15 protein-coding genes are annotated in these 15,917 nt (G+C 73.7%); 10 read left to right on the plus strand and 5 right to left on the minus strand.

All coding sequences use genetic code 11. The features are described from left to right. Window positions 1-2 precede the first annotated feature (2 nt). The 4 genes from OO63_RS25175 (at window position 3) to OO63_RS25190 (ending at window position 4,580) form a co-directional block, all read left to right on the plus strand. Window positions 3-1,877 (plus strand): acetyl/propionyl/methylcrotonyl-CoA carboxylase subunit alpha, encoded by a 1,875-nt coding sequence (locus OO63_RS25175; protein ID WP_030361516.1) that lies wholly within the window; start codon window positions 3-5, stop codon window positions 1,875-1,877. Between the two features lie 92 nt (window positions 1,878-1,969). Then, window positions 1,970-3,133 carry an acyl-CoA dehydrogenase family protein gene (locus OO63_RS25180; protein WP_030361517.1) on the plus strand — a complete coding sequence of 388 codons (1,164 nt, stop codon included), beginning with the start codon at window positions 1,970-1,972 and terminating at the stop codon, window positions 3,131-3,133. Window positions 3,134-3,142: 9 nt separating this feature from the next. Then, window positions 3,143-3,904 carry an enoyl-CoA hydratase family protein gene (locus OO63_RS25185; RefSeq protein WP_030361518.1) on the plus strand — a complete coding sequence of 254 codons (762 nt, stop codon included), beginning with the start codon at window positions 3,143-3,145 and terminating at the stop codon, window positions 3,902-3,904. 67 nt (window positions 3,905-3,971) lie between these two features. Further along, window positions 3,972-4,580: a TetR/AcrR family transcriptional regulator gene (locus OO63_RS25190; protein ID WP_030361519.1), complete on the plus strand. Its 609-nt coding sequence runs from the start codon at window positions 3,972-3,974 to the stop codon at window positions 4,578-4,580. A 243-nt stretch (window positions 4,581-4,823) separates the two neighbouring features. On the opposite strand, the gene OO63_RS25195 is transcribed toward OO63_RS25190, so the two are convergent. Continuing rightward, window positions 4,824-5,924 (minus strand): citrate synthase 2, encoded by a 1,101-nt coding sequence (locus OO63_RS25195; protein WP_030361520.1) that lies wholly within the window; start codon window positions 5,922-5,924, stop codon window positions 4,824-4,826. A gap of 376 nt (window positions 5,925-6,300) precedes the next feature. Here OO63_RS25195 and pdxH point away from each other — a divergent pair, with 376 nt between their 5' ends. Beyond that, window positions 6,301-6,948 (plus strand): pyridoxamine 5'-phosphate oxidase, encoded by a 648-nt coding sequence (gene pdxH, locus OO63_RS25200; RefSeq protein WP_051811173.1) that lies wholly within the window; start codon window positions 6,301-6,303, stop codon window positions 6,946-6,948. A gap of 79 nt (window positions 6,949-7,027) precedes the next feature. Here the strand turns inward: pdxH and OO63_RS25205 are convergent, their stop codons facing one another. Together OO63_RS25205 and OO63_RS25210 are read right to left on the minus strand one after the other, a co-directional pair. Beyond that, entirely contained in the window at window positions 7,028-7,894 is an 867-nt protein-coding gene (locus tag OO63_RS25205) for an alpha/beta fold hydrolase (protein WP_030361522.1), read from the minus strand. 552 nt (window positions 7,895-8,446) lie between these two features. After that, window positions 8,447-9,139, minus strand: a complete 693-nt coding sequence (locus tag OO63_RS25210; protein ID WP_030361523.1) for an iron-dependent transcriptional repressor DtxR — start codon at window positions 9,137-9,139, stop codon at window positions 8,447-8,449. Between the two features lie 178 nt (window positions 9,140-9,317). Here OO63_RS25210 and OO63_RS25215 point away from each other — a divergent pair, with 178 nt between their 5' ends. Further along, window positions 9,318-10,136: an SIS domain-containing protein gene (locus tag OO63_RS25215; protein ID WP_078619350.1), complete on the plus strand. Its 819-nt coding sequence runs from the start codon at window positions 9,318-9,320 to the stop codon at window positions 10,134-10,136. Here the strand turns inward: OO63_RS25215 and OO63_RS25220 are convergent. After that, the gene (locus tag OO63_RS25220) at window positions 10,124-11,383 is read right to left on the minus strand and encodes a sensor histidine kinase (protein ID WP_051811174.1); all 1,260 of its coding nucleotides are present in this window, start codon (window positions 11,381-11,383) and stop codon (window positions 10,124-10,126) included. The two genes, OO63_RS25215 and OO63_RS25220, sit on opposite strands and share 13 nt — an antisense overlap. 113 nt (window positions 11,384-11,496) lie before the next feature. Beyond that, window positions 11,497-12,165: a response regulator transcription factor gene (locus OO63_RS25225; RefSeq protein ID WP_030361526.1), complete on the minus strand. Its 669-nt coding sequence runs from the start codon at window positions 12,163-12,165 to the stop codon at window positions 11,497-11,499. Window positions 12,166-12,306: 141 nt separating this feature from the next. Here OO63_RS25225 and OO63_RS25230 point away from each other — a divergent pair, with 141 nt between their 5' ends. From OO63_RS25230 to OO63_RS25245, 4 genes are read left to right on the plus strand one after another with little or no spacing between them, the layout of a single operon-like run. Then, entirely contained in the window at window positions 12,307-12,798 is a 492-nt protein-coding gene (locus tag OO63_RS25230; protein ID WP_030361527.1) for a hypothetical protein, read from the plus strand. Next, window positions 12,795-13,865: an efflux RND transporter periplasmic adaptor subunit gene (locus OO63_RS25235; protein WP_030361528.1), complete on the plus strand. Its 1,071-nt coding sequence runs from the start codon at window positions 12,795-12,797 to the stop codon at window positions 13,863-13,865. The genes OO63_RS25230 and OO63_RS25235 overlap by 4 nt, the downstream gene beginning before the upstream one ends. After that, window positions 13,862-14,638 (plus strand): ABC transporter ATP-binding protein, encoded by a 777-nt coding sequence (locus OO63_RS25240; protein ID WP_051811168.1) that lies wholly within the window; start codon window positions 13,862-13,864, stop codon window positions 14,636-14,638. The genes OO63_RS25235 and OO63_RS25240 overlap by 4 nt, the downstream gene beginning before the upstream one ends. Beyond that, window positions 14,635-15,849, plus strand: coding sequence for an ABC transporter permease (locus tag OO63_RS25245; protein WP_030361530.1), 1,215 nt, complete (start codon window positions 14,635-14,637; stop codon window positions 15,847-15,849). The genes OO63_RS25240 and OO63_RS25245 overlap by 4 nt, the downstream gene beginning before the upstream one ends. Window positions 15,850-15,917 lie beyond the last annotated feature (68 nt).

Here is a 15,917-nt window from a genome sequence, read left to right on the forward strand (position 1 = left end):
CCATGATCTCCAAGCTGTTGGTCGCCAACCGGGGCGAGATCGCCTGCCGTGTCTTCCGTACGTGCCGTGCGCTCGGCATCGCCACGGTCGCCGTGCACTCCGACGCCGACGCGGACGCGCCGCACGTACGCGAGGCCGACGAGGCGGTACGCCTGCCGGGGGCGGCGCCGGCCGAGACGTATCTGCGCGGCGAGCTGATCGTGAAGGCCGCGCAGGCGGCGGGCGCCGACGCGGTCCACCCCGGCTACGGCTTCCTGTCGGAGAACGCCTCCTTCGCGCGGGCCGTCGCCGACGCGGGCCTGCTGTGGATCGGACCGCCGCCGGAGGCCATCGAGGCGATGGCGTCCAAGACGCGCGCCAAGGAGCTGATGGGCCTCGCGCCGCTCGCCGTGGACGCGGTCACGGAGGCCGACCTGCCGGTGCTCGTGAAGGCGGCCGCGGGCGGTGGCGGGCGCGGCATGCGGGTCGTACGGGAACTGGACGCCCTGAAGGGAGAGTTGGAGGCCGCGCGGGCCGAGGCGGCGAGCGCCTTCGGGGACGGCGAGGTGTTCGTCGAGCCGTACGTCGAGGGCGGGCGGCACGTCGAGGTGCAGGTCATGGCCGACGCGCACGGGACGGTGTGGGCGCTCGGGACGCGCGACTGCACGCTCCAGCGCCGCCACCAGAAGGTCATCGAGGAGGCCCCGGCGCCCGGGCTCACCGACGCGCAGGTGCGCGGCCTGCACGAGGTGGCGGTGCGGGCCGCCCGCGCCACCGACTACCGGGGCGCGGGCACCGTCGAGTTCCTGCTCGCCGCCGACGGCAGCGCGCACTTCCTGGAGATGAACACCCGCCTCCAGGTCGAACACCCCGTCACGGAGGCCGTGTTCGGCCTCGACCTCGTCGCGCTGCAGCTCCGGATCGCCGAGGGCGAGCCGCTGCCGGGCCCGCAGCCCCCGCCCGCGCACGGGCACGCCGTCGAGGCCCGCCTGTACGCGGAGGACCCGGCGGCAGGATGGGCCCCGCAGACCGGCACCCTGCACCGCGTCGCCGTGCCCGACGGGGTGCGCCTCGACTCCGGCTACGCGGACGGCGACTCCGTCGGCGTGCACTACGACGCGATGCTGGCGAAGGTCGTCGCCCACGCGCCGACCCGCGCCGAGGCCCTGCGCAAGCTCGCGGGCGCCCTGGACCGGACCGTGGTCCACGGCCCGGTCACCAACCGCGAACTCCTCGTACGCTCCCTGCGGCACCCGGAGTTCGCGTCGGCCCGCATGGACACCTCGTTCTACGACCGGCACCTGCCCGGCCTCACCGAGCCCGCCGCGGGCCCCGCCGTCCGGTACGCGCCGCTGGCCGCCGCCCTCGCCGACGCCTGCGGCCGCTCCCGCTTCGGCGGCTGGCGCAACCTGCGCTCGCAGCCCCAGGTCAAGCGGTACCGGACCGTGGCCGACGGCGTCGAGCACGAGGTCAGGTACACGCACACGCGGGGCGGCCCGGTCGCCGACGGCGTGCGCGTGGTGCGGGCCGCGCCCGACACCGTCGTGCTCGAAGTGGACGGTGTGCGGCGGGAGTTCACCGTGACGTCGTACGGCGGCGGGCGCGTGTACGTCGGGAACGTGGCCCTCGACGCCCTGTCGCTCCTTCCCGAGCCCACCGTGCGGCAGGAGCCGGGCTCGCTGCTCGCGCCGATGCCGGGCACCGTCCTGCGGGTCGCGGAGGGCCTGGTGGAGGGCGCGCGGGTCGAGGCGGGGCAGCCGGTGGTGTGGCTGGAGGCGATGAAGATGGAGCACCGCGTGGTGGCCCCCGCCGCGGGCGTCCTCGCCGCGCTGCACGCCGTACCGGGGCGGCAGGTCGAGGTGGGCGCGCTGCTGGCGGTGGTCCAGGAGGACGCGTAGCCGACCGCGGCCCACCAGGAGGCGGGGCCGCGACCGGCGCAGGAAGACGTACAGCTCACTGTGGTCAAGGAAGACGTACAGGAGGAAGAACTGTGAACGCTCCCGTGCTCGAGACCGAGGAACACCAGGCGCTGCGCGCGGCCGTCGCGGCGCTCGGCAAGCGCTACGGACGGGACTACATGACCCGTGTCGTGCGGGACGAGGGCCACCCCGACGAGCTGTGGGCGGACGCCGCCAAGCTGGGCTACCTGGGGGTGAACCTGCCCGAGGAGTACGGCGGCGGGGGCGGCGGCATCGCCGAACTCTCCATCATCCTGGAGGAGTTGGGGGCGGCGGGCAGCCCGCTCCTGATGATGGTGGTGTCCCCGGCGATCTGCGGCACGGTGATCGCACGCTTCGGCACCGAGGCGCAGCAGCAGACGTGGCTGCCGGGGCTCGCCGACGGCAGCCGCACGATGGCGTTCGGCATCACCGAGCCCGACGCGGGCTCCAACTCGCACCGCATCACCACCACCGCCCGCAGGGACGGCGACGACTGGATCCTGACCGGCCGCAAGGTCTTCATCTCCGGCGTGGACATCGCCGACGCGACCCTGATCGTCGGCCGCACCGAGGACGCCCGCACCGGCAAGCTGAAGCCCTGCCTGTTCATCGTCCCGCGTGACGCCCCGGGCTTCGCCCGCCACCGCATCGACATGGAACTCCAGGCCCCGGAGAAGCAGTTCGAGCTGGTCCTCGACGAGGTGCGGCTGCCCGCCGACGCCCTCGTCGGCGACGAGGACGCCGGGCTGCTCCAGCTCTTCGCCGGGCTCAACCCGGAGCGGATCATGACGGCCGCGTTCTCCCTCGGCATGGCGCGCTTCGCCCTCGCGCAGGCCGTCGCGTACGCCAAGGAGCGCAGCGTCTGGAAGTCCCCGATCGGCGCCCACCAGGCCATCGCCCACCCCCTCGCCCAGTCCCACATCGAGATCGAACTGGCCCGCCTGATGATGCAGAAGGCGGCCCGGCTCTACGACGACGGGGACGACCTGGGTGCGGGCGAGGCCGCGAACATGGCGAAGTTCGCGGCGGCGGACGCCTGTGTGAAGGCCGTCGACCAGGCCGTGCACACCCTCGGCGGGAACGGCCTGACCAAGGAGTTCGGGCTCGCCTCGCTGATCGTGGCGTCGCGGGTCGCACGGATCGCGCCGGTGAGCCGGGAGATGATCCTGAACTTCGTGTCCCACCAGAGCCTCGGCCTGCCCAAGTCGTACTAGGGAGTTCTGATGGAGTTCCGGACAGCTTCTGTCCTGGTCTCGGCTCCCGACCGGGGCATCGTCACGCTCACCCTGGACTCGCCCGCCAACCGCAACGCGCTCTCGGCGGCGCTGGTGGCCGAACTGGCGGGTGCGCTCACCGAGTTGAGCGCGGACGAAGACGTCCGCGCGATCGTGCTCAGCCACACCGGCACCACCTTCTGCGCGGGCGCCGACCTGCGCGAACCGCCGGACCGCGGGGCGTTCGTGGCGCTGCTCCGCCAGCTCGTGGAGCTGCCCAAGCCGGTCGTCGCGCGGGTGCGCGGGCACGTCAGGGCGGGCGGGCTCGGGCTGCTCGGGGCCTGCGACATCGTGGTGGCGGGCGGCCCGGACGTGTCGTTCGCGCTGACCGAGGTGCACATCGGGGTGGTGCCCGCGGTGATCTCCCTGACGCTCCTGCCGCGCCTGGACGCGCGGGCGGCGAGCCGCTACTACCTCACCGGTGAGCGCTTCGGCGGGGCGGAGGCGGCCCGGATCGGCCTGGTCACGGCGTACGCGGGCGCCGACGACGGCGTCGGTGTGGTCCTGGAGCCCGTACTCGAAGGGCTGCGCAAGGCCGCTCCGGGGGCGCTGGCCGACGCGAAGAAACTCGTCACGGCTAGGGTTCTTGACGCATTCGACAAGGAAACGGACGCCCTCGTGACCCTCTCCGCCCACCGCTTCGGCTCCGCCGAGGCCAAGGAGGGGATGGAGGCGTTCCTGGAACGACGGGAGCGTTCATGGGCGCTGTGACCGAGGAGCGCCGATGGGTGCGGTGGACCGAGGAGTGCCGACGGGTGCGGTGGGCCGAGGAGCGCCGATGGGCGCCGTGACCGAGGACGACCGCGCGCCCAAGCAGGACCGCAGCCGGGTCACCCGGCAGCGGCTCCTGGAGGCGGCCGTGTCCTGCCTGGCCGAGCACGGCTGGGCGGGCTCGACGGTCTCCGTGGTGGCGGAGCGGGCCGGGGTGTCGCGCGGCGCCGCCCAGCACCACTTCCGCACCCGCGAGGAACTCTTCACGGCCGCCGTCGAGTACGTCGCCGAGGAGCGGTCGGCCGCGCTGCGCGGGCTCTTCCCCGAGGGGGCCGCCGCCGGGGCCGACCGGACCGCTGTGGTCGCGGCCCTGGTCGACCTCTACACCGGCCCGCTGTTCCGGGCCGCCCTGCAGCTGTGGGTCGCCGCCTCCAACGAGGCCCAACTCGGGCCGAGGGTCGCCGAGTTGGAGGCCCGGGTCGGCCGTGAGACGCATCGCATCGCGGTGGAGCTGCTCGGGGCCGACGAGAGTGTGGCCGGGGTGCGGGAGACCGTCCAGGGGCTCCTGGACATGGCGCGTGGCCTCGGGCTCGCGAATCTCCTCACGGACGACGGGGCGCGGCGGAAGCGGGTGGTGGTGGAGTGGGGGCGCCTGGTGGACGAGGCGCTGCGCTGAGCCTCTCCCCAACCCCGCCCCTTCCCGAACCGGGGGCTGCGCCCCCGGACCCCCGCTGATCGGCGCTCCGCGCCTCGTCCTCAAACGCCGGACGGGCTAGAAACTTCCCCGGGGCGGGCTGGAACCGTGCCGCACCGGCGAGATATCCAGCCCCTCCGGCGTTTGAGGAGCGGGGGTCTGGGGGCGGAGCCCCCATTACGGGAAGGGGGCGGGATTGGGGAGCCCCCGGCAGGGCCCCGCCCCTCAGCCCGAAATCCCGCCGAACCCCGAAATCTCCCGAGGGCTCCGCGCAGCGGGGCCGACGTACCGAGCGGACGGCCGCACCAAGCGCCCCGTCCGCTTCTGCTCAAGAATGTGCGCCGACCACCCGGCGGTACGGGCGCACGTGAACATCGACGTGAACATGTGCGCGGGCACCTCGGCGAAGTCGAGGACGATCGCCGCCCAGAACTCCACGTTGGTGGCGAGCACCCGGTCGGGCCGACGGGCGTGCAACTCGTCCAGGGCGGCCTTCTCCAGCGCCTCGGCGACCTCGAACCGGGGCGCACCCAGCTCGCGGGCGGTACGCCGCAGGACACGGGCGCGCGGGTCCTCGGCACGGTAGACGCGGTGACCGAAGCCCATCAGGCGCTCACCCTTGTCGAGGGCGCGCTTGACGTAGGCGACGGCGTCGCCGGTGCGCTCGATCTCCTCGATCATGCCGAGGACGCGGGAGGGCGCACCGCCGTGCAGGGGGCCCGACATGGCGCCGACGGCGCCGGACAGCGCGGCGGCCACGTCGGCGCCGGTGGAGGCGATGACGCGGGCGGTGAAGGTGGAGGCGTTCATGCCGTGCTCGGCGGCGGACGTCCAGTAGGCGTCGACGGCCTGGACGTGTCGCGGATCGGGCTCACCGCGCCAGCGCCGCATGAACCGCTCCACGACGGTCTCGGCCTTGTCGATCTCGCGCTGCGGGACCATGGGCAGGCCCTGGCCGCGCGCGGACTGGGCGACGTAGGAGAGGGCCATGACGGCGGCGCGGGCGAGGTCGTCGCGGGCCTGGGCCTCGTCGATGTCCAGGAGCGGGCGCAGGCCCCACACGGGGGCGAGCATGGCGAGCGCGGACTGGACGTCGACGCGGATGTCCCCGGAGTGCACGGGGATCGGGAACGGCTCGGCCGGAGGCAGGCCGGGGTCGAAGGCGCCGTCGACGAGCAGGCCCCACACGTTGCCGAAGGAGACGCTGCCGACCAGGTCCTCGATGTCGACGCCCCGATAGCGCAGGGCACCGCCTTCCTTGTCCGGTTCGGCGATCTCCGTCTCGAACGCGACGACTCCCTCAAGCCCGGGTACGAAGTCGGACATCAGGCGGCTCCTCATGATGTGGGCGACACGGTGTGTACGGCGGTGTGTGCACGACGGTGTGTGTGGCTGGCATGTGTACGACCCGAGGCCTTGGCTCTGGGGTCGGGGTAACCCGGTGATGCCCCGCGCGGCCGGAGGTCACCCAACCGACACGGCTTCGGAACGATAACCCTTGGTGCCACCCTTGGCGATGGACTGCGGCACCCAGTGCCACACATCACCTTCCGATGGGTGTGTGCGCCCGTCGACTGCCGCTGTGGGGCGAGGTGTTCGTATACGGCAGGATGACCACGTGACCGACTTCCGTGCCACCGCCCCCGACGCGCCCGGGCCTGCTGCTTCCGGCCTCGGCGGCGCCCTCTCCGACGTGGCCGCGATGCGTGCGCAGTACCGCGCCGAGGGCATCGCCGAGGCCGACTTCCCCGCCGATCCCGTCGAGCAGTTCGGGCACTGGTTCGCGGCCGCGGCCGCCGAGGCCGCCGCCGACGACGGGGTGATCCGGGAGCCGAACGCCATGGTCGTGTCGACCGCCGACGCGGACGGGCGGCCGAGCTCCCGCACGGTGCTCCTGAAGGGCTACGACGCGCGGGGCTTCGTCTTCTACACCAACTACGAGTCCCGCAAGGCCCGCGACATCGACGCCAACGCGCATGTCTCGCTGCTCTTCCCCTGGCATCCGATGGCCCGGCAGGTGATCGTCGCCGGTACGGCGGAGCGGATCGGGCGGGACGAGACCGTGCGGTACTTCCGGGGGCGGCCGCACGGGTCGCAGCTCGGCGCCTGGGCCAGCGCCCAGTCGTCCGTGATCGCCTCGCGGGACGAACTGGACGCCGCGTACGCGGAGTTGGCGGCGCGCTATCCCGAGGGCGAGCAGGTCCCGGCGCCGCCCAACTGGGGCGGCTACCGCGTCGCCCCGCTGACCGTCGAGTTCTGGCAGGGCCGCACGAACCGGCTGCACGACCGCCTCGTCTACAGCCGCGCCACTCCGGACGCGCCCTGGGTCCTGCGGCGCCTCAGCCCCTGACCGGGCGGCGGCGGCCTCGTGGCGGGGCCGATCGTGGGGCCGGGGGTGGCCGGGGCCTGTCCGGCCCATCGGGCAGGCCCTAGGACCCCGCGAGGACCCCGTCCAGGAACGGCTCGATCGCCTGGCGCCAGCCCTCCGGCTGGTCGTAGTGCACGAGGTGGCCGGCGTCGGGCACTTCCGCGTACGCCCCGCGGGGCAGGACGCGGACCATCTCCTGGGACTCGGCCCGGCCCAGCTCGCCGTCGAGCCCGCGCACGACGAGCGCGGGGCACTGGACCTGGACCAGCTCCTCCCAGTGCGCGTCGTACACCCAGGTCTCCCGGGACTTCAGCATCTGCGCGGGGTCGAAGACCGGCCGCCAGCCGTCCTCGCCCTCGGCCATGACCTCGGAGAAGAACGCCCCGCGCGAGGGATTCGGCCGCTCCACCCACGGATCGTCCTCGCCGAACCACTTCCGCACGTCCGCGAGCGTCGCGAACGGCACCGGCCACGACTTGAACCAGTCCTCCCACTCCCGCTGGGAGGCGGCGCCGAGGGCGGACGCGCGCATGTCGCAGATGATCAGGCCCCGGACCAGGTCCGGGCGGCGCGCGGCGAGCTGCCAGGCGGTGAGCGCGCCCATGGAGTGCCCGATGAGCACGGCGGGCGCGAGGCCCAGCTGCTCCAGGGCGGCCTCGGCGTCGTCCACGTACGCCCCGCGGTCGTACGGTCCGTCGGCCGGTTTGTCGCTCTGGCCGTGGCCCCGCTGGTCGAGCGCGACCGCGCGGTGGCGCTCGGAGAGCCAGCGTGCCGTGCCCGCCCAGTGCGAGGCGCGACCCATCAGGCCGTGCAGTAACAGCACTCCGCCCGGGGGCGAGTCGGCCTCCCTGGATTTGGGAGGGTCGGCGTACTCCCAGGCGGCGAGGCTCACGCCGCCCGCGCCGGTCACGTCGATGCGCCGCACCATGGTCCCAGGCACCCCCCTTGACTCCGCTCGGGTCGTTCACTCACGCATCCGGGCACGCTATCGAACTCTCATTCGGTAGCGGCCATCTCGCCGCCAACACCCCTCGTTCGGGTGACCATGCTCAAGGATTGACCGCCGCCGCCGAGGGGAGATCTTCAACGGGGGGCGGGCCGCTCGGGGAAGCCGGTCCGAGGGGGATGACCCTGGGAGCTCGGGGCTCCGGGTCAGCACAGGGGAGGACAGGCCCCGGCGCCCAAGGGCGCCGGGGCCCTCTGTGTGCGCGGGGCGCGGAGCACCGCGCCCCGCGCGCCCCAGTTCACCTGCCGGGCACATCGTCTGTCCCCTCTCCGGCGCCGTCCCGGTCCCGGAACGGCCAAGAGTCCTCAGGTCATATGCCTCACGCGACAGCCTCGCACGCAAACCGCGTCGGCGCTGCGATTCGGCACACTGAATCTTGGACTCCGGCGGGTCTCGGACTCACCTCAACTGCACCTGTGGTAACGGGAGTTGATGGCCGTTACGAGACCCGCCGGGGCCCGGAGCCGGGCGCGGTCAGCGCTTGGCGACGAACACGTGCGACGCGACATCGGCCGCCAGCTCGGCGGCCTCGCCGCTGCTGCCGACGAGTACCCCCCCGGCGGACTCCGTCACGCTCACGACCGAGCCGGGCTGCACGCCCGCGCGCCGGAGCGTGTACATCAGCTGGGCGTCCGTCTGGATCGGCTCGCCGATCCGGCGCACCACGACCGTCTTGCCGTCCGTGCCCGGGTCGAGGTCGATCAGGGAGACCATGCCCTCGTCCAGGAACGGGTCGGCGCCGTCCTTCTCGCCCAGCTCCTCCAGGCCCGGGATGGGGTTGCCGTACGGCGACTCGGTGGGGTGGCGGAGCAGCTCCAGGACGCGCCGCTCCACCGCCTCGCTCATCACGTGCTCCCAGCGGCAGGCCTCGGCGTGCACCTGCTCCCACTCCAGGCCGATCACATCGACCAGGAGACATTCGGCGAGGCGGTGCTTGCGCATCACGCGCGTGGCGAGACGGCGGCCCTCCTCGGTCAGCTCCAGGTGCCGGTCGCTGGCGACGGCCACCAGGCCGTCGCGCTCCATGCGTGCCACCGTCTGGCTCACCGTCGGACCGCTCTGGTCGAGCCGCTCGGCGATCCTGGCGCGCATGGGGACGACACCCTCCTCCTCCAGCTCGAGGATGGTGCGCAAATACATCTCAGTGGTGTCAATAAGCCCCGACATGGGTGCCCCTCAGATTTCGCTCGTGCGCTGGCCCTGCCCTCAATTCTGACGCATACCACTGACAACCGGGTTGCGCCGGGAAAAGAGGCGGTCCGAGTCCGTATTGACAGGGCACTGGTCCAGACCGCACCGTGATCCGCGACACGACGGGACACGGCGGGACGAAGGGGTTTCGCGGATGGGCAAGGGAAGCCAGGGCTCGGACGGCGGCAGCGGCCCGGACACGGGCGGCGGATCGGACGGCGGCGCGGACCTGCTCGCCGCGCGCTACCTCGACGCCGCCATCGACCTGCTGCGCCGGGTCCGGGACGAGGAGTCCGCGGACATCACGGCCGCGGGCGAGCTGATCGCCGACGCCGTCACCGCGGGCGGCCGCCTCTTCGCCTTCGGCGCGGGCCACTCCTCGCTCGCCGCCCAGGACGTCGTCTACCGCGCGGGCGGCCTCGCCCTGATGAACCTGCTCTCCGTGCCCGGCGTCGTCGGCGTCGACGTGATGCCCGCGACGCTCGGCTCGGCCCTGGAGCGCGTCGACGGCCTCGCGGGCGCCGTCCTGGACTCCAGCCCGGCCCGGTCCGGCGACGTCCTGGTGATCATCTCCCTGTCCGGGCGGAACTCGCTGCCTGTGGAGATGGCCATGAACGCCCGCGCCATCGGCCTGAAGGTCATCGGCGTGACCTCGGTGGCGTACGCCACGGAGACGAGGTCCCGGCACGTCTCGGGGACCTTCCTGAAGGACCACTGCGATCTCGTCCTCGACTCCAAGATCGCCGTGGGGGACGCGGAGATCGCCCTCGACTCCGTGGACGCGCCCTTCGGGCCCGCGTCCACGATGGTCGCCAGCGCGTTGATGCAGGCCATGATGGCCACGGCGGCCGCTGCGCTGGCTGAGCGTGGGATTCAGCCGCCGTTGTTGCGGTCCGCGAACGTGGACGGGGGCCATGACTGGAACGGGCGGGTGTTCTCGGAGTACGGGGATCGGATTTTCTACCGGCATTGAGGGCTCCGGTCGTAGAAGGACGACACGGCCCCGTTGCCCGGGAAGCGGACGGTCACCCGTAGCCCGCCGCCCGCTCCGTTCGCCGCTGCCTCCGCCGTCCCCCCGTGCGCCCTCGCTATCGCCGTCACGATCGACAGGCCCAGGCCCGCGCCCTCGCCGCGCGCGTGAGTGCGGGGGCGCAGGCGGTGGAACGGCTCGAAGAGGTGGGTGACGGTGTCGGGCGGGATGGCGGGGCCCGTGTTGGTGACGGTGATCGCGTCGGGCGCCGTGGTCACCTCGACGCGGCCGCCGACCGGGACGTTGTGGCGTACGGCGTTCGCCACCAGGTTGTGGACGAGGCGCTCCAGGAGGACGCCGTCGCCGTGGACGGTGAGGGGCGCGGCCCGCACGGTGATCGCGACGTGGCGCCGGGCGGCCTCGTCCGCGAGGGCGTCGGCGACCTCGTGGGCGGTGACGTCCAGGGCGACCGGCTCGTGCCGCTCCAGGGCGCGGTCGTGGTCGGGGCCGCCCGGCGCGTCGGCGGTGGCGAGGAGCAGCAGGCCCTCGATGAGGCTCTCGCTGTCGTCGGCGACGGAGATCAGCTTCCTGCGGATGCGGGCGACGTGCTCGGGCGGCGGGTCCCCGGCGAGCCCGATCTCGGCGGCGGCCCGCTGCACGGCCAGGGGCGTGCGCAGCTCGTGCGCCGCGTTGGCCGCGAACCGCTGCTGCGCGCCGACGAGCCGCTCGATGCGGTCGAGCATCGCGTCGAAGGTGTCGGCGAGCTGCTTCAGCTCGCCCGGGGGCGCGTCGAGGGCGATGCGTTCGTGCAGGTTGGAGCCGGACAGGCGGCGCGCGCTCTCGGTGATCACGGCGACGGGGCGGAGCACCCGGCCCGCCATCCACCAGGCCAGGGCCACGGAGAGCACGGTGTACGCGGCCAGGACGATCACGGACACCGAGAGCAGCCGTCCGAGCGCGGCCTCCCCGGCGGCGTCGCTGACCCGCGTCACCGCCTGGGCGGGCACCGTGTCGGCGAGCTTCAGGGGCCGCGCGGGCGCGAACGCCGTCCCTTGCGTCGGCTGGACCCACGGCGGCCCGAAGTCGTCCCGGGCCACCCGGGTCCCGGGCACGGCCGTGGTGACCGCCGTGCTGATCGACGAGTACAGGCCCTGCCGCACCAGGACGTACACCACGCCGGTGAGCAGCGCCCCGGCCAGGACCAGCAGCACGCCGTAGAGCGCGGTCAGCCGGACCCGCTCGCCGCGCATGCCGAGGCCGCGGGGCGCGCCGGGCCCGAGGAGAGCGCCGAGGCCGCGGAGGCGGTGGACGCCGGGCAGGCGCGGCACGGCGGACGCGCCCGGGGCCTCGGCATGCGCGGCCCTCACAGCGACACCCCCGAGATCCGGTATCCCGCCCCCGGCACGGTCTCCACCACGCCCGGCTCCCCGAGCTTCGCGCGGAGCTTGGAGAGGGTGACGCGGACGGCGTTGGTGCGGTAGCTGGTGTCCTCCTCCCAGACCTGCTCGATCAGGTCCTCGCCGCTGACCACGGCGCCGTCGGCGCGAAGCAGCGCCTCCAGGACGGCGAATTCCTTGCGGGACAGCGACAGGTGGCGGCCGTCGCGGCTGGCCTGGCGGCGTGCGGTGTCCAGGACGACGCCCGCCCGCTCGATGACCGGCGGCAGGGCGGGCCGGGCGCGCCGCCCGAGGGCGAGGACCCGGGCGAGCAGCTCGTCGTACGCGAACGGCTTGGTCAGGTAGTCGTCGGCGCCGAGCCCGAGGCCCGCGACCCGGTCGCGCACCGTGCCTGCCGCCGTGAGCATCAGGACGCGGGTGAGCAGCTTCTGCCGCACGACCCGGCGGCACACCTCGTCGCCGTGCACGCCGGGCAGGTCGCGGTCCAGGACGAGCACGTCGTACTCGCCGAGCTGGAGCTTGCGCAGCGCGGTCAGGCCGTCCGCCGCCACGTCGACCGCGAGCGCGTCGCGGCGCAGCCCGACGGCGATCATCTCGGCCAGGAATTCCTCGTCCTCCACCAGCAGTACGCGCATGCCGCCCTGTGTACCCGAGGGCCACCTTTCGCCGGTGTAAAGGTTTGCCGTGAGAGAGACGAAACCCCGCTTCCGGTGAGCCTGGGCCGCGGCGGGCGCGACCGGCGCCGGCCACCGGACCCATCGACACCAGGGGAAGCCATGACACGTACGCGTACCCGCAGCCGTTCGGCCGCGTTCGCCGCGGTCGCCGCCCTCGCGCTGTTCGCGACCGCCTGCTCCGGCGGAGACGACGGCGGCGACGGCAAGAAGGACTCCGGCGGCAAGGAGAACGCCGCCGACAAGGCCTTCAAGGAGCGCGAGTGCCTGCGCAAGCACGGCCTGAAGGTCCCCGAGCCGAAGTCGGGCCAGGACGGCAACGGCATCACGATCGGCGGGGACCTCAGCAAGGAGAAGATGCAGAAGGCCCTCAAGGAGTGCACCGGCAAAGGCCCCGGCTCGGCGGGCGGCGGCATCTCGCAGGCCGACAAGGACAAGATGCTGAGGTACGCGCAGTGCATGCGCAAGAACGGCTTCAACATGCCGGACCCGAAGTTCGAGGACGGCATGGCGCGCGCGATGCCCGCCCCGAAGGGCGCCGAGATGAAGAAGATGGAGAAGGCCGCCAAGGCGTGCAAGGGCATCGTCGGATGAGGCGGCGCACGGCGGTGGTCTCGACGGTCGTCGCGCTGCTCGCGGTCGCGGGCGCCGGGGTCGCCGTCACCGGGACCGGCGGGTCCGGCGGCGACGACGGCGGCCCTTCCGGGAACGCGGACCTGCCGCCCGCCACCGCGACCGTCGACCGCGGCGACCTCAGCAGCGGCACCCAGCTCGACGGCACCCTCGGCTACGCCAAGGAACGCAAGGTCAACGCGGGCGCCGCGGGCATCCTCACCCGCACCCCCGGCGCGGGCGACACCGTCCGGCGCGACGGGCGCCTGTACGAGGTCAACGGCGTGCCCGTGCGCCTCATGTACGGCACCGTGCCCATGTACCGCACCCTCAAGCCGGGCTCCGAGGGCGAGGACGTGCGGCAGCTCGAACAGAACCTCCAGGCGCTCGGGTACGCGGCCGGGCTCGCCGTCGACGACGAGTACACAGCCGGGACGGCGGCCGCCGTGAAGCGCTGGCAGAAGGCGCACGAGCGGCGCCAGACGGGCCGGGTCGAGCCCGGCGACATCGCCTTCTCGCCGTCGGCGGTGCGCGTCAAGTCCGTGGCCGCGGCGGTCGGCGACCAGGTGTCGCCCGGCCGTCCCGTGCTCACGACGACCGCGTCCGAGCGCGTCGTGCGCTTCCAGCTGGAGGTGTCCGACGGGAAGCTGGCCAAGGTCGGCACGAAGGTCGAGGTGTCGCTCCCGGACGGCTCGACGGCGTCGGGCCGTGTCTCCGCGGTCGGCCGGACCGCGAAGGCCGGCGACGACCCGGCCGACAAGACCCCGAAGATCCCGGTGACGGTGTCCTTCGACGACCCCTCCGACGTGCGCGGCTTCGACCAGTCCCCGGTCACGGTGAACCTCACCGGCGAGACCCGCGAGGGCGTCCTGTCCGTCCCCGTCAACGCCCTCCTCGCCCTGCCCGGCGGCGGCTACGGCGTTCAGGTCGTCGCCGGGGGCAAGGCCCGCCAGGTGCGGGTGAAGCTCGGCATGTTCGGTTCGGGCCGGGTCGAGGTGAGCGGCGGGGGGCTGCGGGAGGGGATGAAGGTCGGGGTGCCGAAGACATGAGCGCGCTGCGTGCGCAGAGCACGTACGAGGAGCAGGCGCCCGGCGGCGGCCGCCCCGGCCCCCGTCCTGTCGTCCGCCTCACCGGAGTCACCAAGGAGTACCCGGGCGGTGTCGCCGCCCTGCGCGGAGTCGACCTCGACGTCGCCGAGGGCGAACTCCTCGCCATCGTCGGCCCGTCGGGCTCCGGCAAGTCGACGCTGCTCCACATCGTCGGCACCCTGGACCGGCCGACGGCGGGGACGGTCGAGATCGCCGGGCACGACGTGGCGAAGCTCTCGGACCGCAGCCTGTCCGCGCTGCGGGCCCGCCGCATCGGCTTCGTGTTCCAGGCCTTCCACCTCGTCCCCGGCGTCAGCGCCCGCGACAACGTGGCCGAGGGCCTGCTCTACTCCGGCCTGCCGCGCGCCGTGCGCAGGGCCCGCGCCGCCGAGGCCCTGGACCGCGTCGGCCTCGCCGACCGGATGCGGCACCGGCCGCACGAGCTGTCCGGCGGCCAGAAGCAGCGCGTCGCCATCGCCCGCGCGGTCGTCGGCGAACCGGACCTGCTGCTCGCCGACGAACCCACCGGAGCGCTCGACTCCGCCTCCGGCGAGGCGGTCATCGAACTCCTCCACGGCCTCAACTCCGAGGGCGCGACCATCGCCGTCATCACCCACGACGGCCAGATCGCGGACCGGCTGCCCCGGCAGGTCCGGATCCGCGACGGCCGGGTGGTCCACGACGGCGCCCGTCCGGACCAGGACGTACGAGCACAGGGAGCCGTGGCGCGATGACCGCTGACCGTACGCGGCCGAGGCGGCTGCGCGCCGCCCGGCTGAGCCCCCGCGACATCGCCCACGTCGGCGCGTCCGGGCTGCGCAGCCGCCCGATGCGGGTCGTCCTTTCCGCGCTCGGCATCGCGATCGGCATCGCCACGATGGTCGCGGTGGTGGGCGTCTCCGCCTCCAGCAAGGCCCAACTCCTCGAAAAACTCGACAAGTTGGGTACGAACATGCTGGTGGCCGCGCCGGGGGACCCGCTGTTCTCCGGCGAGGACTTGAAGCTGCCGAAGGACGCGGTGGGGCGGGTGTCCCGGATCGAGGGCGTCGAGGACGTCGGGGCCACCGGCGACATCGACCGCACGGTGCGGCGCAGCGAGAAGATCCCCGAGGGCGAGACCGGCGGCATCTCCGTCAAGGCCGCCACGGAGGACCTCCTGAAGGTCCTGCGCGGCCGCACCGCCAGCGGCACCTGGCTGAACGCGGCCAACTCCCGCTATCCGTCGATCGTCCTCGGCCATGTCGCCGCCCGGCGCCTCGGCATCACCTCGCCCGGCCAGCAGGTGTGGGTGGACGACCGCTACTTCACCGTCATCGGCATCCTCGCGCCGCTGCCGCTCGCCCCCGACGTCGAACGCTCGGCGCTCACCGGCTGGGCCGCCGCGAAGTCGCTCCTCGGCTTCGACGGGCACCCGACGTCGCTGTACGAGCGCTCGGCGGACGACGCCGTGCACGACGTGCGGGCGCTGCTCGGCGCGTCGATCTCGCCCGAGAGCCCGCGCGACGTCAAGGTCACCGACCCCTCGGCGGCCCTCCAGGCCAAGGCGGACACCGAGGGCGCGTTCTCCACGCTCCTCCTCGGCCTCGGCGGCATCGCCCTCCTCGTCGGCGGCGTCGGCGTCGCCAACACCATGATCATCTCGGTCCTGGAGCGCCGCTACGAGATCGGCCTGCGCCGCTCCCTCGGCGCCACCCGCGGCCAGATCCGCGTCCAGTTCGTCACCGAGTCCCTGATGCTGTCCGGCCTCGGCGGTCTCGCGGGCGTCGCGCTCGGCGCGGCGGCGACGGCCGCGTACGCCGCGTCCGGCGAGCTGCCCTGGGTGGTGCCCCTGTGGGCCGTGACGGCGGGCTTCGGGGCGACGTTGGCGATCGGGACGGTGGCGGGGCTGTACCCCGCGGTGCGGGCGGCCCGGCTGTCGCCTACGTTGGCGCTGCACGCGGCGTAGGCGGGGCCTGGCTGGGAGCTCCCCAACCCCACCCCTTCCCGAACCGGGGGCTGCCGCCCCCGGACCCC

Source organism: Streptomyces alboflavus (genome assembly GCF_000716675.1).
GTDB lineage: Bacteria > Actinomycetota > Actinomycetes > Streptomycetales > Streptomycetaceae > Streptomyces > Streptomyces alboflavus.

Coding starts and splice junctions, on each gene's coding strand:
- OO63_RS25175 (WP_030361516.1), top strand. CDS start 3: ATGATCTCCAAGCTGTTGGTCGCCAACCGGGGCGAGATCGCCTGCCGT.
- OO63_RS25185 (WP_030361518.1), top strand. CDS start 3,143: ATGGAGTTCCGGACAGCTTCTGTCCTGGTCTCGGCTCCCGACCGGGGC.
- OO63_RS25190 (WP_030361519.1), top strand. CDS start 3,972: ATGGGCGCCGTGACCGAGGACGACCGCGCGCCCAAGCAGGACCGCAGC.
- OO63_RS25195 (WP_030361520.1), bottom strand. CDS start 5,924: ATGTCCGACTTCGTACCCGGGCTTGAGGGAGTCGTCGCGTTCGAGACG.
- pdxH (WP_051811173.1), top strand. CDS start 6,301: ATGCGTGCGCAGTACCGCGCCGAGGGCATCGCCGAGGCCGACTTCCCC.
- OO63_RS25205 (WP_030361522.1), bottom strand. CDS start 7,894: ATGGTGCGGCGCATCGACGTGACCGGCGCGGGCGGCGTGAGCCTCGCC.
- OO63_RS25210 (WP_030361523.1), bottom strand. CDS start 9,139: ATGTCGGGGCTTATTGACACCACTGAGATGTATTTGCGCACCATCCTC.
- OO63_RS25215 (WP_078619350.1), top strand. CDS start 9,318: ATGGGCAAGGGAAGCCAGGGCTCGGACGGCGGCAGCGGCCCGGACACG.
- OO63_RS25220 (WP_051811174.1), bottom strand. CDS start 11,383: ATGCGCGGCGAGCGGGTCCGGCTGACCGCGCTCTACGGCGTGCTGCTG.
- OO63_RS25225 (WP_030361526.1), bottom strand. CDS start 12,165: ATGCGCGTACTGCTGGTGGAGGACGAGGAATTCCTGGCCGAGATGATC.
- OO63_RS25230 (WP_030361527.1), top strand. CDS start 12,307: ATGACACGTACGCGTACCCGCAGCCGTTCGGCCGCGTTCGCCGCGGTC.
- OO63_RS25235 (WP_030361528.1), top strand. CDS start 12,795: ATGAGGCGGCGCACGGCGGTGGTCTCGACGGTCGTCGCGCTGCTCGCG.
- OO63_RS25240 (WP_051811168.1), top strand. CDS start 13,862: ATGAGCGCGCTGCGTGCGCAGAGCACGTACGAGGAGCAGGCGCCCGGC.
- OO63_RS25245 (WP_030361530.1), top strand. CDS start 14,635: ATGACCGCTGACCGTACGCGGCCGAGGCGGCTGCGCGCCGCCCGGCTG.